Origin of the sequence: Vibrio sp. DW001, assembly GCF_029016285.1 — a bacterium.
GTDB lineage: Bacteria > Pseudomonadota > Gammaproteobacteria > Enterobacterales > Vibrionaceae > Vibrio.
The window spans coordinates 3,236,795-3,259,655 of the sequence record NZ_CP091975.1; the positions used below are offsets into that span (position 1 = coordinate 3,236,795).

The window sequence follows — 22,861 nt, forward strand, 5'->3', positions numbered from 1 at the left end:
TGTAGTTTCTCTTCCATTTATTATGACGACACTGAGCATCTTTATAATTAATTTGAGCCTCGAATGAAAAAACATCATATCAAAAATGACGTCAAACCAATGAGCTTAATGTCACTGGTACTATCCTTTTTATCCTTATTTGTGATCTCTGGACTGATATTCTTTAAACCTTCGCCAGATACCTATTCCTTACTTATCGGCATCGATAGCGTAATCTGTAGTCTCTTTTTGTTACAGCTCACAATCGATCTCTTTCGTTCTAAAAATCGACTCGTTTATTTGAAGGAACACTGGATAGATTATCTCGCAAGCATACCGTTAATAGAGCCTCTTCGTTACGGCCGAATATTCCAGATATTAAGGGTAATCAGGGTTATTCAATCGGGAAAACATATCTTTCAGCAAATAAATAAAAATAGAAAAGAAGCGACACTTGCTTCTATCTTATTGCTACTGGTTTTTCTACTTACAATTGGGTCTACCGCGATTCTCGCAGCCGAAGGGGGACAACCAGATGCAAACATAAATAATGCTGGGGATGCATTATGGTGGGCCATGGTGACCGTCTCAACGGTGGGTTATGGCGATCACTATCCGACAACAGATATAGGCAAAATTGTTGCGTCAATAATCTTAATTTGCGGTGTAGGCATATTTGGTATGATTTCAGGTTTAATCACATCGCTACTCGCCACGCCTAAATTTAATAACCTACAAGACCAATCACTTAAAAATCATCAATTAGCTGAAAACAATCAATTATTAGAAAAGCTCATCTCAAACCAACAAATCCTAGTGGAAAGAATTGATCTATTGGAGCAGTCGATTGACAACAAGTTAAATTCAGAGGAATAGCCATACCAATCCGAAAAATTAACTGAACAGCAATGTAGCGATCATGGAACCGACATCAATGGGTAGGGAGGCTCATTGCTGAACGTACAGGGATGTCTTGAGCCGTCGGCGGAATGACATTAACGTTGATCATAAACGGAGTCAGGTATAACGAAAAAGGTGGACAACATTCGTCGGCCACCTTTTAGCTAATAGAGGAATATTATCTTATGATCTTTTAACTACTCCAATAAGGTTGAACCTCTACACTCATTGCTCGGGTTTGCTCCATTGCATGTAAAATGGAAGCCTCTTGTCTCGCAAGCCATCTTTCCAGTTGACCTCTGTCTTCTTCATCAAGCTCTTTGTGGTTAATGAGCTCTTCGAGTGGCCTTAACGTAAGTAGATCGTCAATCCCGTGGAGAAGATCGTCCCAAGGCATACGGAAATTATTGCGTTGGTCAATATCGTACACCGACGCAAAACAGATACCAGTATAAAGGTTCCTCATAAGCCCATAGCGTTGTTCTATATATTCATCACGTGTGAGCGCTGTATGAGGAGGAAAGGCTTCGATCAACTCAGCCCATGTTCGATCAAGTTGGTATTGAGAAAAGCGCTTAACTGGATTTGCCATTTTCTCTTTTGCTTTTTCATCTAAAAATGGGTGCCAACCTCTTCCCATTAACCAACGACTTAAGTCAAGAAGCAACCCTGTATATCGAGCCGATGTAAATAAGGTAATCATGTCGTCTTGTGTCGGTAGCTCTTCTTTACTCTTGATAAGTTTATTCACCAGTAGCTTTCTTGCGTCAAGTTTTCGAAGAGCATGGCCTTTATCTTCACAAAGGTCATCAATATAATCGGCCGTTTTTAACCAACTAAGCTCTTCATCTAACCATTTCAACTCTTGACGCAATAATGCGCTTGCTCTTCGAGGAACAATACCACCATACACCGTTAAGATTTGTCTGATAAACGAGATCGAATTGCTAATTTGTGCAAGTACTTGATTCGAAGGGTGTTCAAAATATATCTGTTCGTGAAAATGCCAATGAGATAAAGCATGTTCAAGTGAGTTCACGAAACACACTTCAACACTGTCCTCTGTTCTAGTCTCAACCAAAGCGAGTGGCTTCACCTCGTCTCCCTCATAGCCTTGAGCGAGTCGATAACCCCTTGCCGCTTTGCTTAAATTGCCTAAGCGCATACCACCCTCTTCACTTAAACTTCTTGCCAAAGTGAAAAGTGAGTCCGCTTGTCCTGACTTAAGTTCGAGTTCCACCTCACAAATCGGTGATTCTTTGTCCCCAGCGACCACAACACCTTGATCGAATGCCACTTCAATTTGACTACCGTCAGCCATGCTTACCAACCATTGTTCTCGGGTGAAATTGGTTGAAAATATAGGGAGGATATCGTGTTGTAATTCGGAAAAGTCTTTACCTGGCGGCCATATATCTTTCGGGTGGAGTGTTAGGTCAGGAGAGTTACTACTATGTTCAGCGTTATATTCGGGTCGTTGATGTAATCCAGCTACCACTCGTCCAGATGTTTTTACAGTCTGAACATAAACCTCATCAAACCGTCGAATACGTAAGCCTATATCATGCTCACGCAGCCAGTTGTCTTGAGTATCAAAATAGATGTTACCTAGTTCTCTACAACTGTTCTGAAGCGTTTTAACCTCCGCAATTTTTCTTCGTAATTTTTCCGAAAAATCCGGTCGTACAAAAAACTTCAGTTCTATCTCGGTTTCCATTTGCTATTTATACCTTTAAAAGTAGTCCTACACAGGATATTGCCTATTTTTGCCTACCGCAAGATCGAAATTTAGCCGAATAGATGATCTAAATCAGTTTTATTGGTCAATTTATTAGGTTACCATGCGCGACTTTATAGCCCTAGGCAACCAATTACTTTTTTTTGGTATATGGTTTATGTAGGTTCTATTTTTTTAGGTTTGATCACTATGCCAGTAAATACAATCATGGGGCTGTTCGCCAAATCCCCAATAAAACCTCTACAAAAACACGTAGCGGTTGTAGATGAATGCTGTTCTCAACTTATACCGTTTTTTGAAACTTGCCATCAAGGCGATTGGGAAAAAGCGGAAGAAATTCGAGCACGCATTTCTGAACTAGAGAAAGAAGCCGATGTTTTGAAGCGTGAAATTCGCTTAAAACTACCAAGCGGATTGTTTATGCCTGTCGACCGTACAGACATGTTGGATCTCATAACTCAACAAGACAAACTCGCTAACCTCGCCAAAGATATTTCAGGCCGTGTTATAGGACGCAGACTGAACATACCTGATGCTATCAACGATAACTTTATTGCCTACGTTAAGCGCTGTATTGATTCAGCACATCTTGCGTATAGGGTCGTACAAGAATTTGATGAGTTAATAGAAACTGGATTTAAAGGCCGTGAAGTAAGTTTAGTGGCTGAGATGATTCATCAATTGGATTTGATAGAAGACGACACCGATATATTGCAAATTAAATTACGTCAGCAATTAATGGCCATTGAAAATGACTATAACCCGATTGACGTTATGTTTTTGTACAAAATTCTTGAATGGGTTGGCGAAATCGCCGATCAGGCTGAACGAGTAGGTACTCGTTTAGAACTGATGCTCTCTCGTTCATAATTTTTCAATCACTTTGTAAATTCAGGTTCAATCATTGTGCCGATTAATCGGCATCAAAGTAATGTGCGCTGCGCATAACCTGGGTTTCTTAAATTAAGGTATGACAATGGATACCCTCGCTAATTATGGCACTATCCTTCTTATCATCGCTGCACTATTTGGTTTTTTAATGGCTATTGGTATTGGGGCAAATGATGTCGCCAATGCTATGGGAACGTCTGTTGGTTCTAAAGCCCTAACGGTAAAACAAGCGATTGTTATCGCAATGATTTTCGAATTTGCCGGTGCTTACCTAGCGGGTGGTGAAGTTACAGATACCATTCGTAAAGGGGTAATCGATACCTCTTTGTTTGAAAGCCAACCAGAGATTCTTGTCTTCGGTATGATGTCAGCACTATTAGCGGCTGGTACTTGGCTTTTATTGGCCTCTTTTCGAGGGTGGCCAGTATCCACGACACATTCCATTATAGGTGCCATTATCGGTTTTGCTCTTGTTTCTGTTGGTTCAGAAGCTGTAGATTGGAAATCGGTTCAAGGCATTGTGGGGAGTTGGATAGTCACCCCTCTAATTTCAGGTATTATTGCTTACTATATCTTTGTCACTGCACAACGACTCATCTTTGATACTGCCACACCGCTTATCAATGCCAAACGTTTCGTTCCTGTTTATATGTTCATAACCACTCTAGTTATCGCCTTAGTTACGATCAAAAAAGGGCTAAAACATATAGGCTTACACCTAACTGGTTTTGAAGCTTGGGGTTGGGCAATTGCTGTTTCGGCTTGCGTAATGATCGGTGGTTACATCTACATTGGCAAGAAATTCGAAGCAAGTAAAGATGACCACAGCTTTGCTGGTGTCGAAAAAATCTTTAGCACCTTAATGGTTATCACAGCATGTGCTATGGCATTTGCTCATGGTTCAAACGATGTTGCGAATGCCATTGGCCCTCTTTCTGCTATCGCGGCAACGATTGAAAACATGGGTGAAATATCATCTAAAAGCACTATCGCATGGTGGATATTACCGCTTGGTGGTATTGGTATTGTGGTCGGCCTAGCCACCATGGGTCATAAAGTAATGGCGACAGTTGGAACCGGCATAACAGAATTAACACCGAGTCGCGGGTTCGCAGCTCAACTTGCAACCGCTTGTACAGTGGTTTTAGCATCCGGTACCGGTTTACCTATCTCAACCACGCAAACATTGGTTGGTGCCGTGTTAGGCGTCGGTTTTGCCCGTGGTATTGCGGCATTAAACCTTGGCGTTGTTAGGAATATCGTTATCTCTTGGGTTATTACCCTACCTGCTGGTGCTATTTTAGCTGTGATATTTTTCTATATTTTGGAAGCGATATTTATCTAATCAATGTTAGAGCAATGTCATATTTGATTCAAAAGTGAAAAAAGGCACGTTTATACGTGCCTTCTTAGTTGCATGAACAGCATAAAATTCTTACTATTCTCCCACTGGAAAATTCGAATAATGATTAGAACGAAATATGGTACCGATTTTATCGCCATAAATTCGTAAGGAACACACTGTGAAAAAATTGGTTTATGTTGTTTTATTTGTTTGCTTCTCAATACCAAGTGCATTTGCAGCACCGAGGTACATCGCAGATAGTCTATTCACTTATATGCATGCTGGTCCGGGTAATGAATTTCGTATCATCGGCAGTGTCGATGCTGGTGACAAAGTGAACCTTGTCGACGTGAATACCAAGGCTAAATACAGTCAGGTTATTGACTCTAAGGGTCGAAAAGGTTGGGTAGAAAGCCGTTTTGTAACTCGCCAAGCAAGCATGGCAGAACGTTTACCTAAGCTCGAAGCAGAATTATCCTCGGTTAAAGAACAGCTTGCTAATGCTCGTAAAAACTCAGATGAAGCAAAATCAGGCTTAGTTCAATCTCTTGATTTACGTAACAAACAGATCGCTGAGCTAGAGCAGAATCACAGTGACATTAGCCAGCAATTGACGAGCTCTCAAACAGAAATTCGAGAACTACGCGCTAAACTAGATACACAAAAAGAAGACCTACTGCTTAAATACTTCATGTATGGCGGTGGTGTAGCGGGTATTGGCTTATTGTTCGGACTCGTTCTTCCGCATATCGTTCCTAGACGTAAAAAAGCGCCAAACGGTTGGGCTTAATTCCTACGGTATGTCGCGATTAGCTCATCGCGATTAAATAACCTAAAAAGGTCGCAATAATCGCGACCTTTTTCTATTTCCCAGAGTAGCATGATATTTCTGTCGAACAATCAACCTCGCCATTCATAGAGCGCTGGAATCTCAATCACATCGCCATCAAAACCGACGGTGATATATCTTGGGGTAATCGTCAGTAATTGCACTGCATCACTTATCCAATCCCCTTCATACAGCTCTACACCATTAATCTTCACCCAACGATGTTGCACATTGCCGGCATACATATGTGTTTGTAAATTCATGGCGGGTAGTTTCCCCTCAAACACATATTCATAGTCAACCAATTCAATTTTCTCGACATCGTTAGGTGAGTCGTTGGACGATGGTGATTGAGAAGATACATCGCCATTTAACGCGTCTTGTACTCGCTCTGCAAGTTCCGAAGAGAGCCCACTAAGGTCAAGAGACTCTAATTGAAAGTCATCACTTGCCGGCATTACATTATTGTTTGAATGCTTCGCTTCATTGCTTGTATATCCCACCAACTTAGTTTCACTCTCTTGGAGCTCTAGCGATGGTTCGATGGTCCTAAGCTCTGCGAACTCTGGGTAAGCAAGAAATGTCACTCGTGGTGTTTTAGGTAAGCGTTGCCGCTCTTGTTGTTCTTCAAGCGCCACCATCGCCTGCTCAGTTTGTCGCTGCCACGATTGTTTGGCGTCATAGCCAATATAGGCGATAGAGGCGATAGGTGGCAGCAGTATTAAAGAGATGATCAACACCACGTTATTTTTTCTTTTTGGTTGGCTAAATTGATGTGCTGTGACAGGTGGCGGTGTATGAATCGCTTTATAGCCTTGCTCTGACTGTGCCAGAGATTTCATTAATTCAGACACAATTATGAGCCCTCTTCTGTCAAGATAATCTTAGGTGAAAACTCGGTTGTCATTCGGTCAAGTAGTTTCAACGTATTTTTTCCTACTACTCCATCCGCCGTGAGCCCTTGCCACGTTTGGAATGCTTTAACTCTATTTTCTAATTTCACGTCAAAGATCTGGCTACCCATATTTTCTTCACCTAATACTTTGGATAACATCGCGTCCAGTGTCCGGACATCTTCACCTACACTATTTCGCTTCAGTACTTGAACAATCTCACTGTACCATAGAGTTTGATATTCACCGTTCCAGTTAGAACCCAACCAATCTGCGGCTAGCACGACACGTTGCTTACCATTTAGTAGCTCAATTTTGTCTTGAGACACCTTATACAACACTGCATAAAAAGTCCCAACCTCACTCTGTAAAGTAAGCACAACAGGTCTATTTTCTTGCATGATGTTCAGCAAATTTCCGTAACGACTTTCGCAATGAAATGGTGTACTTTCTGATGAGCAATTGGCATCCAATACCGACGCTTTCACTCCCCACAAACGATACAGCGTTTGCATTACATCGATTTGATTTTGACTTTTTTGGATAAATACACGTAATTCGTCATCAATACTCTGTTGTTTTTCAAGGCTAGATTCCACAATAGGAATAGGTGGAAAATAGGATTGAATGAGGGATTCTATCGGTTGATTAAATTTAAACACCAAACCGACCAGAATAACCGCCAACATGGCGGCGCTAAACATTGTAGGGAACGCGTTGGTTGTGCTGGCCTTAATAGTGGGGGCCATTGGTGCTTGAAATGACATCACGTCCTGACAAGCTTTTTCAGCTTGTTCTGCGGTCACCTCTTTTTCACCACTATAAAAAGCATACAGCAGTGCTTTATCGCACACTAAATTAATCAAGCGAGGGACACCCTGGGTGTGCTTGGCAATAACCTTTGATGCCTTAGCACTAAATAATGAATGTTGACTTCCTGCTATGTGTAGACGAAATTCGATGTATTGGAACACCTCTTTATCGGATAACGGCAACAAATGATAACGACCCGTTATACGTTGAGATAGCTGTCGAAGCTCAACAGTTTGCAGCTTAACTTGCAATTCAGGTTGACCAATTAATAGCACCTTAAGAAGCTTTTGGCTGTCGGTTTCTAGATTCGTCAATAGACGTAGCTGCTCTAAAACTTGGGATGAAAGATGTTGCGCCTCATCGATCAACAGTAACGATTGAACCCCATTCGCATAATTTTCCAGTAAGTACTGGTGGATACCTTTGGTTAACTGCTTAAGCGTGGCTTTCTCGGGGTACTGAACATTGAACTCATCGCATATCGCTTCTAAAAGATCGGTCTCTGAGAAGGTTGGATTAAGAATTAACCCTGCTTTTACGTCATCATTTAGAGACGCTAACATCGCTTTAGATACGGTTGTTTTGCCCGTCCCTACCTCTCCGGTCAGCATCGCAAATCCACCGCCATCACCAAGGCCTGCTTGAAGATGCACCATTGCCTCTCGATGACGAGAGCTCAGAAACAAGTATCTTGAACTTGGAACTATCGAAAATGGTGCTTCAATAAATCCAAAATAATCCTTATACATTCACTAATCTCTTTTCGTAATAATTCGTTCGCGTTAAATAGACAAAATGTTTTATGCAAAGTACCACTGGCTGATAGAATGTAAAGCCTGACTAAACGTTTTTACCAAGGAGCCTTGTTTGCAAACCTATCTTGTTGGCGGAGCCGTGCGTGACAAACTACTCGACATTCCCAATTACGATAACGACTGGGTTGTCGTCGGTTCTACCGTGGAGCAGATGCTCTCTCTTGGCTTTCAGGCCGTAGGTAAAGACTTTCCTGTTTACCTGCACCCTAAAACTAAAGAAGAGTACGCATTAGCACGGACAGAGCGCAAATCAGGTCATGGATATACAGGTTTTCAATGCCACTTTTCTCCTGATGTATCATTAGAAGAAGATCTTACCCGACGGGATCTTACCATCAATGCAATCGCACAAGATGAGTTCGGTGTCATCATTGACCCATACGGTGGTCAGGATGATCTCAATTCTCGTATTCTTCGTCATGTATCCGACGCATTCATCGAAGATCCATTGCGAGTGCTACGTGTCGCCCGATTTGCAGCAAAACTCGCGCCTTTAGGTTTTACCATTGCGCCTGAAACCATACAACTCATGAAAAGTATGGTTGATTCAGATGAGCTAAAGCATCTTACGCCTGAAAGAGTATGGCAAGAATGGCATAAATCATTAAAAACTGAGCGACCTGATATTTTTCTCTCCGTGCTAAAAGAATGCGGAGCGCTTAAGGTTATCATTCCTGAGATTGACCAGCTATTTGGTGTCCCTCAACCAGAAAAATGGCATCCGGAGATAGACACAGGTGTCCACACGCTCATGGTGGTAAAACAAGCCGCTCTGCTCACGAGTTCTACTGTTGTTCGCTTTGCCGCTCAAGTCCACGACCTTGGCAAAGGGGTAACACCAGAATCTGAGTGGCCTAGCCACAAAATGCATGCTCACACAGGGCTAGCCATCATTAAGGCGCTATGCCATCGGGTAAAAGTGCCTAACGAATACAAAGAGATCGCCCTTGCTGTTTGCGCCCAGCATTCCAATGTACATAGAGCAAATGAACTTAAGCCTGCCACTTTCTTAAAGATACTGAATAAACTAGATGTTTGGCGTAAACCAGACAAACTCAACCTAGTATTGCTCGCATGCGCTGCCGATCACAGAGGAAGGAAAGATCACGAAGACTTACCGTACCCACAACGGTCGATCTTTGAAGATGCTTATAAAAGCGCATTATCCGTTGATGTACAAAATGTCATTAAAGATGGCTTTGAAGGGCAACATATCCGTGAGGAACTCGACAAGAGACGAATAGAAGCGATTGCGTTTTCTCGACAACGCGAGTGATAGGTAATCCCTCATCGCAAGAGCTTATTTCTGTATTATCGTCGGATGTCTTCGATCCCCACTTTCGTGGGGACGTCCGGACGTAATTAGAATTAGCACCAAAGATAATTGAACTAAGAACCAAAAATCAAGAACCCAAACAGACCAAAACCAAGTATCAATCTATAGATAACAAACGGCAACATCCCCATCTTGGAGATAAGCTTCAAGAAGAAGAAAATACAGATGTACGCGCTGATAAACGAGGTCATTATTCCAGTCATTAAATAGCCAAAATGCACTGGCTCCGCGCTTGTTACTAACTTAAGTCCTAAATATCCACCTGCGAGCATAATGATGGGGATAGACATCAAGAAAGAAAAACGCGCAGCGGCTTCACGAGTAAAACCCAAATAAAGTGCCGCCGTAATCGTCGCACCAGATCGTGATGTTCCGGGGATAAGAGCTAAGGCTTGCGCAATACCAATCATCAATGACTTTTTACCGTCAGCCTGATATTCGTCATCTTTCAATCGCGCATTGTTATCAACCCACCATAGCAACAACGCAAAAACCACGGTTGTTGTCGCGATAATCCAAGGACTTCTTAAATACAACTCAATAATATCTTTGATAAAGAAACCCAAAATACAGGCTGGAATAGTCGCAAGTATCAGCATCCAAGCTAATTTACTCTCTTTCGAGCGTTCACCCTTGAATATCGATCCAATTAAAGCAGTTAAAAGGATCATGACTTCATTTCTAAAATAGATCATCACCGCGGCAAGAGTGCCTACATGCACGGCAACATCAAACGCTAAACCTTGATCATCCCAACCAAATATTGCAGACGGTAAAATTAGGTGAGCAGAACTAGATATAGGGAGAAACTCGGTAAAACCTTGAACCAAGGCAAGTATAAATGCTTCAAAATACGTCATTACAATTCCATTAATAAACAAAATCCACTTTCGTTAGGGATTCTAGGTGATCCATTATCTGCCAAATCTCTTTCACTCTTCTTCCGTCATTAGGGATAACCAATTCAGGTACAAGATCGAACAGAGGCTGAATGACAAATGGATATTTAAAAATATCGTCTCGGGGTACCGTCGGAGAGTGTGGTGAGATTTCATCACCAAACAGTAAGATATCGAGATCTAGGTTTCTATCTTGACACTTTTTAGCGTCTTCAGGACGGCCCCACTTTAGCTCTATTTTACGAAGTTCGTGTGAAAAATCCGTCAATTTTTTATGCGTAGAAAGCTCTACAACAAAATTATAGAACGAACTGCTATCAAAACCGACAGGCGCACATTCATAAATGGGCGAGACCTTTCTTTGATTATCCAACAAAAAAAGTTCATTAATCGCAGCATGAGTGTGCCTTATTCTCTCTACGTTAGTACCAACGCCAACATAAACTATTGTCATCAGGTGTTTCTACTGCCTCTTTCAATCACTACACCTACACCTGCGGCTTGAGGAATGGCACCGGGTTTGGTCAAACGAATGTGAATCCAAGGTACATTAAACTGAGTCATAATTAATTCGGCTATCTCTTCTGCAACACGCTCAACCAACAAAAACTGACCATTCTCTATATGTTCGATTACCGCTTTGCTTACCTTGGCATAATCCAATGCGTCTTCAACATCATCACTTTTTCCTGCCGGTTTATTATCATGAGCCATTTCAATATCAAGGACCAGTTTCTGTTTGATCTCTTGTTCCCAGTCATACACGCCAATCGTGGTGATGACTTCAAGTTTTTCAATAAACACTTTATCAACTGACATTTTCTATCCTTTAAGATAGTAAGGCAAATCACCGACGTGCCTTACATTACAATAATTCTGGTCACCGATTGGTCGTATCTCACAGGTGCCATTACGCTACGAAATAGTTCAGATGCAAATAGTTTACATGACTAAAAGTACGTAGCGAAGCATGGAACCTTTATTTACGCCATTTTCCTGTACTTTAGTTCACTCACTTCCCACACCGTTTCGTTCGCAAAATTGAACAAACATGACAACTTGTCAAGAGGTCGGATACCAAAGAGAGCAAAAACAAAGTATTATTTTCAAACGAGCTATACTAGATGCTCGAAAGAAGAAAATACCAGTTCGATTCTCACGTTTAGCTATTAAGGACACCTATGACACCATTAGCGCTTGGAATGATCATCTTTGCCTATCTGCTAGGATCCATATCTAGTGCGGTGTTGATTTGTCGACTGCTTAAATTACCCGACCCAAGAGAAAATGGTTCAAAGAACCCCGGCGCAACCAATGTATTAAGAATTGGCGGAAAACCAGCCGCAATAACGGTATTGCTACTTGATATGTTAAAGGGCACCATTCCAGTCTGGATGAGTTATTATCTCACTGTTGAACCTCTGTATCTTGGTCTAATAGGCATTGCAGCATGTTTAGGCCACATCTATCCTATCTTTTTCCATTTTAGAGGCGGCAAAGGTGTTGCTACTGCAATTGGTGCCATAGCACCGATAGGCTGGGGATTAACGGGGTTATTAGGTGTTACATGGCTGGTCGCTGCGATTATAACAAGGTATTCATCCCTTGCGGCCATTATCACCGCGTTGCTAGCCCCCTTCTATGCTTGGATATTTAAACCACTCTATACGCTTCCTGTTGCGATGCTATGTTGTCTGATATTGCTCCGACACTACGATAACATCCGCCGCCTTATTGATGGTACAGAGCCAAAGATTGGCTCTGCGTCTTAAATCTTTGAAATCGATTCTTTTTCAAACAGGCTAATGTGCGCTAACGAAGCGAAAACTAATACGACTTGATAGGTGATAGTTGATCAATTGGCCAACGAGGTTGAGCTTTAACCGATAAATCTGAGGATTCATTGTTTTTTAGCCTCTGCATACCAGCATAAGCAATCATCGCTCCATTATCGGTACAAAATTCAGTTCTTGGGTAGTAAACTTCCCCGCCTATTTTTTTAGCTAAACCTTCTAAATCCGCTCTTAACTGTTTGTTAGCGCTGACTCCTCCAGCAATCACGATGCGCTTCATTCCCGTTTGCTCTAATGCTCGTTTACATTTAATCACTAAGGTTGCACAGACCGCTTCTTGAAATGCGTAAGCAATATCTGCTCGGGTTTGGTCATCACTGTCATTCGCCGCGATGGTGTTAGCTGCAAAAGTCTTCAAGCCAGAAAAACTCATATCCAAACCGGGGCGATTCGTCATCGGTCTAGGGAATTTAAAGCGACCCTGAGTGCCTTTTTCCGCCAAACGAGAGAGAAGTGGTCCACCTGGATAATCCAACCCCATCAATTTAGCCGTTTTATCAAAAGCTTCTCCCGCAGCATCATCTATCGATTCACCCAATATTTGATAATCACCAATGGCTTTCACTTCCACAATCATAGTGTGACCACCAGAGACCAGCAGAGCAATGAATGGGAATGGTGGTGGTGTCTCTTCTAACATAGGAGCAAGAAGGTGACCTTCCATATGGTGTACAGGAATCGCTGGCACATCCCACGCATAAGCGAGACTGCGGCCAATGGTCGCACCAACTAAAATAGCGCCAACCAGACCCGGTCCGGCAGTATAGGCAATACCATCGATATCTTTCTCAGATAAGTTGGCTTCTTTCATCGCCTCTTTAATTAGAGGAATTGTTTTCTTTACATGGTCTCTTGAGGCTAACTCTGGTACTACACCGCCATAATCGGCATGCAGCTTTACTTGGCTATATAATTGATGTGAAAGTAATCCTTTCTCGTCATCATAAATAGCGACGCCTGTTTCATCACAGGAGGTTTCAATACCTAAAATACGCATGTTTTTCTCATAGAAATCGGAAATTGATGCAATATTACCTAATCTAAGAAAATTTGACCACGATAATACTTTACAAAGGGGCAGTGATCGGATTAAAATTCCGCACCATTTTTGATCTAACTGATTAGTGACCAATCGACTAAGATTTGAGTCCAAAGAATCAGTATTAACGAATAACCCCTGAGGTGAAAGGCATATGCCAATAGTTAAAGTACGTGAAAACGAACCGTTCGACGTTGCATTACGTCGTTTCAAACGCTCTTGCGAAAAAGCAGGTATTCTTTCAGAAGTGCGTCGTCGTGAGCATTATGAAAAACCTACTACAGTTCGCAAACGCGCTAAAGCAGCAGCTCAAAAGCGTCATGCTAAGAAGCTAGCTCGCGAAAACGCTCGTCGCGTACGTCTGTACTAATAACTGAGTCCCAAAAAGGAATCTAGTTATGGCTCTTATTGAACAACTCAAAGAAGAGCAGAAAATTGCGATGAAAGCCAAGGATAAATTACGCCTTGGCACTATTCGTTTAGCCTTATCAGCAATTAAACAACGTGAAGTTGACGAGCGGATCACTCTGACCGACGACGATATCGTAGTAATAATGACTAAGATGGTTAAACAACGTCGCGATTCTGTATCGCAATTTGAAGCAGCAGGTCGTCAAGACTTAGCTGATGCTGAGAAAGCAGAAATTATTGTACTTGGGGATTTCATGCCTCAACCGTTGTCAGAAGAAGAAGTATCAGCACTTGTTGAAAGTGCTATTGCCGAATCTGGTGCTGCGGGCATGCAAGACATGGGTAAAGTAATGGGTGTACTTAAGCCGCAAATTCAAGGGCGAGCAGACATGGGTAAAGTAAGCGGTTTAGTTCGTTCTAAATTGGCTTAAATCCCAAATCAATTTAACAAGCCGTGTTATTCTTCTAGAATGCACGGCTTGTTTGTATCTGCACGTCATTGTACTAAATTTATAAACAGTAAGGTTTTATGGCAGGACATATCCCACGACACTTTATAGATGATCTACTTGCTAGAGTGGATATCGTTGATATTGTCGATTCCCGCGTAAAACTTAAAAAGAAAGGCAAAAACTACGGTGCTTGCTGCCCTTTTCACAATGAAAAAACCCCCTCTTTCTCCGTAAGCCAAGAAAAACAGTTCTATCACTGCTTCGGTTGTGGTGTACATGGTAATTCCATCGACTTTGTCATGGAGTTTGACCGGTTAGACTTTGTTGAAGCGATAGATGAAATTGCCTCTGGCTTAGGCCTAGAAGTTCCAAGGGAACAGAGAAGTGGCGAACAATTTAGCAATACTCCTCGTGCCAATTCGCAAGAAAAGCGCGACCTCTACGATTTGATGGGGAGCATCGCTCAGTTTTATCGCTCACAACTCAAGGTCTCGTCGAACAAGCACGCTATCGACTACCTTAAGGACCGAGGTCTTTCTGGGGAAATCGTACAAAAATTCGGTATTGGGTTTGTAGCCGATGAGTGGGACGCTGTACGCAAAAACTTTGGTCAGCAAAAGTTAACACAAGACATGCTAGTAACTGGTGGCATGCTTATCGAAAACGATAAAGGTAACCGTTATGATCGCTTTCGTGGCCGCGTTATGTTTCCTATCCACGATAGACGAGGACGCGTTATTGGCTTTGGCGGTCGAGTCATCGGCGACGGAACACCGAAATACCTAAACTCGCCTGAAACGCCTATTTTTCATAAAGGTAAAGAGCTTTACGGCCTTTATGAAGTACTGCAAGCCTACAGAGAGCCAACACAAATTCTGGTTGTAGAAGGCTATATGGATGTTGTCGCGTTAGCGCAATATGGTGTTGACTACTCGGTGGCATCATTGGGAACATCAACAACGGGCGATCATCTACAACTACTGTTTAGACAAACCAACACGGTCGTCTGCTGTTATGACGGGGACCGAGCAGGTAAAGAGGCCGCATGGCGCGCACTTGAAAATGCACTCGGATATCTAAAGAGTGGCAACATTCTTAAGTTCTTATTTTTACCTGATGGGGATGACCCAGACAGCTTTATACGAACACATGGTAAAGAAGCATTTGAAGAGAAAGTGACGAATGCGACACCATTGTCTGAATATTTGTTTAAAAACCTGACCGATCAGGTTCAAGTCGGTAGTGATGAAGGTAAAGCGGCACTTTCTGCGCTTGCTGTGCCACTTATCGAAAAAATACCTGACGAACACCTACAAGCTCAGCTTTTAAAAATCCTAGGACAAAAGACTGGAATTTTCTTAGAGCACCAGTTCAATACAAAGAAAACCGTAAAAAATGAGACAAAAGCACCACAAAAGATAGCAAAAACACCAATGCGCGTAGTTATTGCGCTCTTAGTTCAAAATCCAAGCTATATTGAATATGCGCCGGATTTAACAAGTGTTCGAGAAATAGCCGTTCCAGGATTAGGTTTATTGATAGAAGTGCTTGATAAATGCCGAACAAATCCCCATATAACCACTGGTCAGCTAATAGAGCATTGGCGTAACCATAAAAATGAAACAATGTTGTCGCGTCTGGCCAGCTGGGATATCCCACTGGGAAAAGATGAAGATAATGAACATGATGTATTCATGGATTCACTGGATAAAATTTTAGTCCAGTGTATCGACAAACAGATCGAAGTTTTACAGGCTAGAGCAAGAAGTGTCGGCTTATCAGCCGAAGAAAAAAGGGAGCTTCAAGATTTGATCTTAGGAGCGTAACCCAGAGTAGCCAGTAAAGATTATATTTGCTATAATTGGCGGTTTGCATTTCGCATACTTTCACCATCACACAGACCTCAAGTTGGATATCGTCTATGGATCAAAATCCGCAGTCACAGCTAAAGTTACTTGTCATTAAGGGTAAGGAACAAGGCTATCTGACGTACGCCGAAGTAAATGATCACCTACCTGCAGAAATCGTAGATTCTGAACAGGTAGAAGATATCATTCAAATGATCAACGACATGGGTATTAAAGTCGTTGAAACTGCACCTGACGCAGATGAAATGTCCATCAATGAAGATAATAACGTCACTGATGAAGACGCTGCTGAAGCTGCCGCTGCTGCACTCTCGAGTGTAGAAAGCGAAATTGGCCGCACTACCGACCCAGTTCGTATGTATATGCGTGAAATGGGCACAGTAGAGCTGTTAACTCGTGAAGGCGAAATTGACATTGCTAAGCGTATTGAAGATGGTATTAACCAAGTTCAATGCTCTGTAGCAGAGTACCCAGGTACTATCTCTTATATCCTTGAACAATTTGATAAAGTTCAGGCTGAAGAGTTACGCCTAACAGACATTATCTCTGGTTTTGTAGACCCGAATGATGATGGTTCTGCTGCTCCTACCGCGACTCACATCGGCTCTGAACTTACTGGATCTAACTTAGCAGATTCAGACAAAGAAAAAGACGAAAAAAGCGACGATGATGAAGACGAGGAAGAAGAAGACACGGGTATTGACCCTGAACTTGCTTTAGAAAAATTCACTGGTCTTCGAAATACTTATCAAGATATGCAACTCGCCATCAATGAGCATGGCCGCGATAGCAAAATAACAGCTAACGCAAAAGAAGCGCTACTTGAAGTATTTAGAGAGTTCCGTCTGATCCCTAAACAGTTTGATTACCTAGTAAATGAACTGCGTACTTCAATGGATCGTGTTCGTACACAAGAGCGTTTAATTATTCGCCAATGTGTTGAATACGGAAAAATGCCTAAGAAGACGTTTGTTCAAGCATTTACCGGTAACGAATCTTCTGACGCATGGCTAGATAAAGTACTTGCTTCAGAAAAACCTTATGCGGAAAAGATAAAACGCAATGAAGAAGACATTCGTCGTAGCATATATAAACTACGAGTTATCGAAAAACAAACTTCACTGCCAGTTCAAGTTATAAAAGATATCAGCCGTCGTATGTCAATTGGTGAAGCGAAAGCACGCCGAGCGAAGAAAGAGATGGTTGAAGCGAACTTACGTTTGGTTATTTCTATCGCGAAGAAATACACTAACCGTGGCCTACAATTCTTGGACCTAATCCAAGAAGGTAACATTGGCCTAATGAAAGCGGTAGATAAGTTCGAATATCGCCGTGGTTATAAGTTCTCTACTTACGCAACATGGTGGATTCGTCAGGCGATTACACGTTCTATTGCTGACCAAGCTCGTACCATCCGTATTCCGGTTCACATGATCGAAACGATCAATAAACTGAACCGCATCTCTCGCCAAATGTTGCAAGAGATGGGTCGTGAGCCGCTTCCGGAAGAGCTAGCAGAACGCATGCAAATGCCAGAAGACAAGATCCGCAAAGTACTGAAAATCGCTAAAGAGCCAATCTCTATGGAGACACCAATCGGTGACGACGAAGATTCGCACTTAGGTGACTTTATCGAGGATACCACTTTAGAACTTCCGCTAGATTCAGCTACTTCTGGTAGCTTGAAAGTAGCAACGAAAGATGTTCTAGCTGGCCTAACTCCTCGTGAAGCGAAAGTACTGCGTATGCGCTTTGGTATCGACATGAACACTGACCATACCCTAGAAGAGGTTGGTAAGCAGTTCGATGTTACGCGTGAACGTATTCGTCAGATCGAAGCAAAGGCGTTACGTAAACTTCGTCACCCTAGCCGTTCAGAAACTCTGCGTAGTTTCTTAGACGAGTAAAATGACAGAAACTGATGAAAAGGTGAGCAGTTGCTCATCTTTTTTATCAATTTCGGTCTAAGTGGATAAAAACTAAGCGCAAATGCCCTATAAAGCATCTAGACAGCATTGGTTACATCCCCTATAATCGTCAACCTAATTCGGCCCCTTAGCTCAGTGGTTAGAGCGCTCGACTCATAATCGATCGGTCCGCAGTTCAAGTCTGCGAGGGGCCACCAAATTTAAAGGCCTGAGAGCGTTTTTGCTTCTCAGGCCTTTTTTATTAATCTCTATTTATAGCAGATTTTTATTTATAGCAATTTATCGAATACGCCAACTATCAAACCTCTCCAAATCCACCACACACTTGATATAAGCTCTTCAATCCGCACGGTATTCTAATACTCAACTAGTGACACACTTAACGTTTTTATATTAGTAAGTTTTCATACTCAATATGTGGAGTATGCTAGAACTAATAATAATAAAATTAGGTACAACGTCAATGAAGCTGAATCAAGTATTATCTCATACCAATCAAGTCGAACGCTCAAAGTTCGTAAATTGCATAGATAAATTGTGTCAGGATTCTAAAGACGACAAAGCACTATCTATCCAGCTGGACAAAATTGATGGTCAATTAAAAGCTGCGTCTGGGAATGAGATAACCCAATTATTTGGGTTGGTTAAAAGGCATTTCAAAAAATCTATTCAAGAACAGATTGCTCTCGGTGGTCCACAAGTATCATTACTCATAAATATTCTATCTCGCGACGGTAACTGTATTGCCACCGTCCCGTGGATTGAATCGTTGTATACAAAAGAATACAACGAGATTAATAACCTTAGCCAGGAAATCATTAAAAGCATCACAGAAGCTGAATCTGTCGATTTTGAGCTTATTGGGAGACTTAGGATTTATCGTGATTGCGTGGATGCAGCATTTAACAACGATCTCAAATCTAATCGAGCAGCAAAAATATCTGAAGATGAACGCACAATCTTAAACGTTCTATCAGAAAGCTTACATTTATCAAGAGAAGAAGTTCACGCCATTGAACACGCCATCGACCCAATACCTGAACTAGGTATAGAAAGCGCACTTGAATATTTGCGTGAGAGTGGTGTTGTTCTTGTGAATAGGCGTCGTTCTGAGGTAATGGTAGCCGACGAAGTTGTCAACATACTTCATGAAATTCAAGGAAAAGAACTCCCTGATAAATACGTACTTAGAATTTTAAGATCTCTATCTGATGCAGAACTGTCTCATATTCTCAAAAATCATGGGCACAAGATTAGAGGAGTGAGTCGACAAGAGAAGATATCAGTAATTGCACATTCTGGTTTATCTATTCGAAGTATCCTCTCCACAGACCTACACGCTGATGATTCAACACAAAATCAACGCAAAGATCGTATCAAACAATTAATTGAGGATATGAGTCTAAATATTCAGCGAATCGGAACACGGCTACAAGATAGGATTGATGTCCTAATTGATTGCTTGAAAGAAAGTGAAGAAGAAGAATTCAATACTTTAAGCGTGAGTGGTTATAAAGAGTTATTGGAAAGATTTTCTTTGACCAATCCAACGGTTGAAGAACGTTTAAGAGCTGACTTTGAAATTGAGAATAAAGAGACTCTAGACCCTGAAAAACTTAAGGCTCTTGGTATCACACCGTTTGATATCCTTTATCTTTACAATAATGATGAAATTAAAAATATTCGAAATGAAATGAACTTATCGAAAAAAAGAAATCCTAGGTTACTCATTGTCGATAGCTTCGCTAGTGCAAACGATAGGTTAATCGAAAACTATCACTTACTCGCTTGTAGAGACCTACAAGGCTTAATTTCAGCAGGTGTCGATGTCAAAGAAGCAGATATAGGAATCAAGTTTGAAGAAGCTACACGCTCCATACTGGAACAATTAGGTATGAACGTAGATGAAGACCTAAGAAAGGATATCAATACTGCTAAAGACAAGGCAGATATTATCGTGTCGCTAGAAAATGACGATGTGATCATTGGAGAAGCTAAATCATTCAAAAATGGTCAATTTGCTAAGTACTCATCAACATCAAGGCAAGTTAAGGCTTATGTAAAGCGTTGTGAGGCAAGCGGGCACCGTGTTGCTCAAGTATTGATAGTTGCTCCCGCTTTTTCCGATGATTTTGTTGATGCTGCCGATATGGATACTGAAATTAATATTTCTTTACTGGAAGCGGAAGGTTTACAGAAAATTTTAGCGGCTTACAAGCAGAGGCGAAACCCTAACTTTTCGGCAAAACTCTTAACTAAAGGCGGGTTGTTGAAGGCTGATTTGATATCGAAGTCTATTTAAAACTCATATGAAATAAAAACTAGATATTTATAGTCTTGTCCCGTCCTAAAATACGTTGACGGTTTTAATAGAAGGTCAGAAGCTTTTCGCTCTGACCTTTTTTGTGCACCTCGTTTGGTGTCTCCATTCCCAAGCTTAAATGCGGTCTCATTTCATTATATATCTGTATTGATTCATCAACGAGCAGTTTTAATTCATCAAGTCCTCGGCACTTGTACAACAAAAACTCCTGTTTCAGTATGCCATTTATACGCTCTGCAAGGGCATTTTGATAACAGTCATACCCATCTGTCATCGATGGCTTAATTCCGCTTCTTGTCAATGCTGTCTGATAAACACCAGAGCAATATTGTAGTCCTCTATCTGAATGATGAATGGCATTACGGCTGTATTGCCGATTCTTGACGGCCATATTCAGTGCTTTGACGACATCTGTTGCCTTCATCTCGTTACTTAATTCATATCCCATTATTTTCCTGCTGTAAGCACCAGTGACCAAAGACAAATAATGTACTCCTTGCTCTGATTCCACATAAGTAATATCGCTAACAAATACTTCTTCAGGTGTTTTGGGGGAATGCTCTTTAAGTAAGTTCGGATGCTTGCGCATCCAGTGGTTACTATTCGTCGTTTTCGTATAACTTTTACGAGGTTGGACAAGCATTCCTTGTTCTCTTAAGTAACGAAATAACCCATCCCTACCAAGCTTGATACCTTGTTTTTCCAGTTCTGGCTTAATTAGTTGGTAAAGCTTTCTAGCCCAAATTCGTGGCATATATTTGCGCCAGTACATCACGCACTCTCGAACAGGTTCGAGTTTCTTAGCTCTATTTTGTATCCGTTTGATCGCTTGATAAACACATTGAGCAGTCATCCCTAGAGCGCGACAAGCAGGAGCGAGTTTTACTTGTCCCTTTTCTTTGGCTTGCCAGAGGGTTCGGATAAGTACTTTTTTCTTAGACCTGCCCCGTATTCTTTATCCATGATATCAACCATCCCATTGAGGACGATATTCTTCATTTTCTCTTCTTCTAGTTGACGTTCGAGGCGCTTGATTTTTTGAGCTGGAGTCTCTTTTGATTTAAGCATATTGGGTACATAAATTGGTTTCGACCAATCTAGTTTACCATGCTTTCTTAACCACACGAGCACGGTGCTGCGCCCCTGGATGCCATAGTATTTTTGAGCTTGCTTGTAGGTGAAATCGCCTTTTTCAACTTGATTGACTACTGCCAATTTAAAGCCTAATGAGTAATCTCTTTGTGAGCGTCGAGCTCGGTTGGGTGTTGGATTGTCCATTTTAAAGTCCTCAATGTGTAAACACATTTCAGGACGAGACATCTTATTAATAAAAGCCAAAAATATACCTTTTATTGGCTTTTAATTTTACTACACATTAACTAGTTCCGTGAGAGTGCACGCACTTGACAAAAAATAGAAGTAAAATAGTGTGCGTAATTGTATGCATTGATGGTTAATTACGTCGTTGGAACTGACGAATCCCCCAACAAGCCGCCCAAGCATCCACTCTAGCCGCCGCATCTAGTGGGTCTTCATCCTAAATACCTGTGTCCAGAAGCCAAAGGGAAATAAACCATACAAAACCGAAAGGTAACTAATTAACAATATGAATGTAGTGGAGCAGAGAGCAATGGGCAGGGATGCCCATTGATAAGCGTACAAGGACGTCTTGAGCGGTCTGCGGAATTATATATATTTATGTTGTTCAAAAACGTCACACACTACGCTTAATACTACAAAGATATTCGAACAGCTGGCGCTTAAGAAAAACTCTCAATATCTTGATAATATTTGATAGTTTTTAGCTTCAATTCCTGTTGTGCATATTGGTCGGCAACAATAATAGCGTGCCTGTGTAATTGAAGAGCGGTGACTGTCCATATATGAGTAATGTTACCTTCAACGGCATGCTGGACAGCAAGCGCTTTGTTATGACCAGAAGCAAGAATCATCACTTCTTTTGCAGACAACAACGTAGCCACACCGATCGTTAATGCATAATCAGGGACGTTATTTACATCATTGTCAAAGAAACGTGAGTTCGCTTCTTTTGTAGAATGCGTCAGTTTCATCGAACGAGTAAGGGAAGACAACGATGAGCCAGCCTCGTTGAAAGCAATATGACCATCAACGCCAACTCCACCAAGGAAAAGATCGATTCCGCCAAATGATTGAATTTTGTCTTCATATGCAGAGCATTCCGCTTCTAGATCAGCAGCATTACCGTTAAGAAGGTGGATGTTTTCTTCCTTAATATCAATGTCATTAAACAAATTTTTGTACATAAAAGAATGATATGACTCTGGGTGTTCTTGAGGTAACCCAACATACTCATCCATATTAAAGGTAACGACATTTTCAAAACTGATTTCGCCCGCTTTAAATAAATCAATTAGGCAGCGATAGGTGGCTAAAGGTGTTCCTCCTGTTGGAAGCCCTAATACAAATGGGCGTTCAGGGGTTGGACCAAATTCATTGATTTTGTTAATAATATAAAGAGCAGACCATTGAGCAACCTGCTCACCGCTGTCTAAAGGAATAAATCTCAT

General features: G+C 41.6%; 19 protein-coding genes, 1 tRNA gene and 1 pseudogene. 12 read left to right on the forward strand and 9 right to left on the reverse strand.

All coding sequences use genetic code 11. From position 1 onward, the window contains the following. The first annotated feature begins 63 nt into the window (after positions 1–63). Positions 64–855 (forward strand): potassium channel family protein, encoded by a 792-nt coding sequence (locus tag L3V77_RS14775; protein ID WP_275134808.1) that lies wholly within the window; start codon positions 64–66, stop codon positions 853–855. A gap of 217 nt (positions 856–1,072) precedes the next feature. Here the strand turns inward: L3V77_RS14775 and L3V77_RS14780 are convergent, their stop codons facing one another. Beyond that, positions 1,073–2,596: an inorganic triphosphatase gene (locus tag L3V77_RS14780; RefSeq protein ID WP_275134809.1), complete on the reverse strand. Its 1,524-nt coding sequence runs from the start codon at positions 2,594–2,596 to the stop codon at positions 1,073–1,075. A 210-nt stretch (positions 2,597–2,806) separates the two neighbouring features. Here L3V77_RS14780 and L3V77_RS14785 point away from each other — a divergent pair, with 210 nt between their 5' ends. The 3 genes from L3V77_RS14785 (at position 2,807) to L3V77_RS14795 (ending at position 5,643) form a co-directional block, all read left to right on the forward strand. Next, positions 2,807–3,487, forward strand: coding sequence for a TIGR00153 family protein (locus tag L3V77_RS14785; protein WP_195704338.1), 681 nt, complete (start codon positions 2,807–2,809; stop codon positions 3,485–3,487). Positions 3,488–3,593: 106 nt separating this feature from the next. After that, positions 3,594–4,853, forward strand: a complete 1,260-nt coding sequence (locus L3V77_RS14790; protein WP_275134810.1) for an inorganic phosphate transporter — start codon at positions 3,594–3,596, stop codon at positions 4,851–4,853. Between the two features lie 178 nt (positions 4,854–5,031). Then, on the forward strand, positions 5,032–5,643 hold the full coding sequence (locus tag L3V77_RS14795) for a TIGR04211 family SH3 domain-containing protein (protein ID WP_275134811.1): 612 nt from the start codon (positions 5,032–5,034) through the stop codon (positions 5,641–5,643). Positions 5,644–5,753: 110 nt separating this feature from the next. On the opposite strand, the gene L3V77_RS14800 is transcribed toward L3V77_RS14795, so the two are convergent. After that, positions 5,754–6,536: a general secretion pathway protein GspB gene (locus L3V77_RS14800; RefSeq protein ID WP_275134812.1), complete on the reverse strand. Its 783-nt coding sequence runs from the start codon at positions 6,534–6,536 to the stop codon at positions 5,754–5,756. Positions 6,537–6,538: 2 nt separating this feature from the next. Continuing rightward, positions 6,539–8,137 carry an ExeA family protein gene (locus tag L3V77_RS14805; protein ID WP_275134813.1) on the reverse strand — a complete coding sequence of 533 codons (1,599 nt, stop codon included), beginning with the start codon at positions 8,135–8,137 and terminating at the stop codon, positions 6,539–6,541. 106 nt (positions 8,138–8,243) lie between these two features. Here L3V77_RS14805 and L3V77_RS14810 point away from each other — a divergent pair. Beyond that, positions 8,244–9,479 (forward strand): annotated as a pseudogene (locus L3V77_RS14810) (multifunctional CCA addition/repair protein); the annotation flags it as partial. 113 nt (positions 9,480–9,592) lie between these two features. Here L3V77_RS14810 and L3V77_RS14815 read toward each other — a convergent pair. From L3V77_RS14815 to folB, 3 genes are read right to left on the reverse strand one after another with little or no spacing between them, the layout of a single operon-like run. Continuing rightward, positions 9,593–10,399 carry an undecaprenyl-diphosphate phosphatase gene (locus L3V77_RS14815; protein ID WP_275134814.1) on the reverse strand — a complete coding sequence of 269 codons (807 nt, stop codon included), beginning with the start codon at positions 10,397–10,399 and terminating at the stop codon, positions 9,593–9,595. Positions 10,400–10,409: 10 nt separating this feature from the next. Continuing rightward, on the reverse strand, positions 10,410–10,892 hold the full coding sequence (folK, locus tag L3V77_RS14820; RefSeq protein ID WP_275134815.1) for a 2-amino-4-hydroxy-6-hydroxymethyldihydropteridine diphosphokinase: 483 nt from the start codon (positions 10,890–10,892) through the stop codon (positions 10,410–10,412). Beyond that, complete coding sequence (folB, locus tag L3V77_RS14825; protein ID WP_275134816.1) at positions 10,892–11,257, reverse strand: dihydroneopterin aldolase; 366 nt, start codon at positions 11,255–11,257, stop codon at positions 10,892–10,894. Before folB ends, folK begins: the two co-directional genes overlap by 1 nt. Before the next feature lie 362 nt (positions 11,258–11,619). Between folB and plsY the strand changes: the two genes are divergently transcribed. After that, entirely contained in the window at positions 11,620–12,210 is a 591-nt protein-coding gene (gene plsY / locus L3V77_RS14830) for a glycerol-3-phosphate 1-O-acyltransferase PlsY (RefSeq protein WP_275134817.1), read from the forward strand. A 55-nt stretch (positions 12,211–12,265) separates the two neighbouring features. Here plsY and tsaD read toward each other — a convergent pair whose 3' ends face one another. Then, the gene (gene tsaD / locus L3V77_RS14835; RefSeq protein WP_275134818.1) at positions 12,266–13,288 is read right to left on the reverse strand and encodes a tRNA (adenosine(37)-N6)-threonylcarbamoyltransferase complex transferase subunit TsaD; all 1,023 of its coding nucleotides are present in this window, start codon (positions 13,286–13,288) and stop codon (positions 12,266–12,268) included. Between the two features lie 196 nt (positions 13,289–13,484). On the opposite strand from tsaD, the gene rpsU reads away from it, so the two are divergent. The 6 genes from rpsU to L3V77_RS14865 all read left to right on the forward strand — a co-directional run bounded on the left by rpsU (position 13,485) and on the right by L3V77_RS14865 (position 20,291). After that, positions 13,485–13,700: a 30S ribosomal protein S21 gene (rpsU, locus tag L3V77_RS14840; protein ID WP_004396009.1), complete on the forward strand. Its 216-nt coding sequence runs from the start codon at positions 13,485–13,487 to the stop codon at positions 13,698–13,700. 28 nt (positions 13,701–13,728) lie between these two features. After that, complete coding sequence (locus L3V77_RS14845) at positions 13,729–14,172, forward strand: GatB/YqeY domain-containing protein (protein ID WP_195704349.1); 444 nt, start codon at positions 13,729–13,731, stop codon at positions 14,170–14,172. Between the two features lie 98 nt (positions 14,173–14,270). Beyond that, entirely contained in the window at positions 14,271–16,019 is a 1,749-nt protein-coding gene (gene dnaG / locus L3V77_RS14850; RefSeq protein WP_275134819.1) for a DNA primase, read from the forward strand. 95 nt (positions 16,020–16,114) lie between these two features. Beyond that, positions 16,115–17,968 (forward strand): RNA polymerase sigma factor RpoD, encoded by a 1,854-nt coding sequence (rpoD, locus tag L3V77_RS14855; RefSeq protein ID WP_275134820.1) that lies wholly within the window; start codon positions 16,115–16,117, stop codon positions 17,966–17,968. A gap of 142 nt (positions 17,969–18,110) precedes the next feature. Beyond that, a tRNA-Ile gene (locus tag L3V77_RS14860) sits at positions 18,111–18,186 on the forward strand. Positions 18,187–18,452: 266 nt separating this feature from the next. After that, entirely contained in the window at positions 18,453–20,291 is a 1,839-nt protein-coding gene (locus L3V77_RS14865; RefSeq protein WP_275134821.1) for a hypothetical protein, read from the forward strand. Between the two features lie 64 nt (positions 20,292–20,355). Here L3V77_RS14865 and L3V77_RS14870 read toward each other — a convergent pair. Both L3V77_RS14870 and nagB read right to left on the reverse strand, forming a co-directional pair. Next, positions 20,356–21,590, reverse strand: a protein-coding gene (locus L3V77_RS14870) for an IS3 family transposase (RefSeq protein ID WP_275134822.1) whose coding sequence is annotated in 2 segments (ribosomal slippage) — positions 20,356–21,239 and positions 21,239–21,590 — 1,236 coding nt in all. Because the reading frame shifts where the segments join, the coding sequence is not laid out codon by codon here. Positions 21,591–22,072: 482 nt separating this feature from the next. Beyond that, a complete protein-coding gene (gene nagB / locus L3V77_RS14875; protein ID WP_275134823.1) occupies positions 22,073–22,861 on the reverse strand; it encodes a glucosamine-6-phosphate deaminase in 789 nt (262 codons plus the stop codon).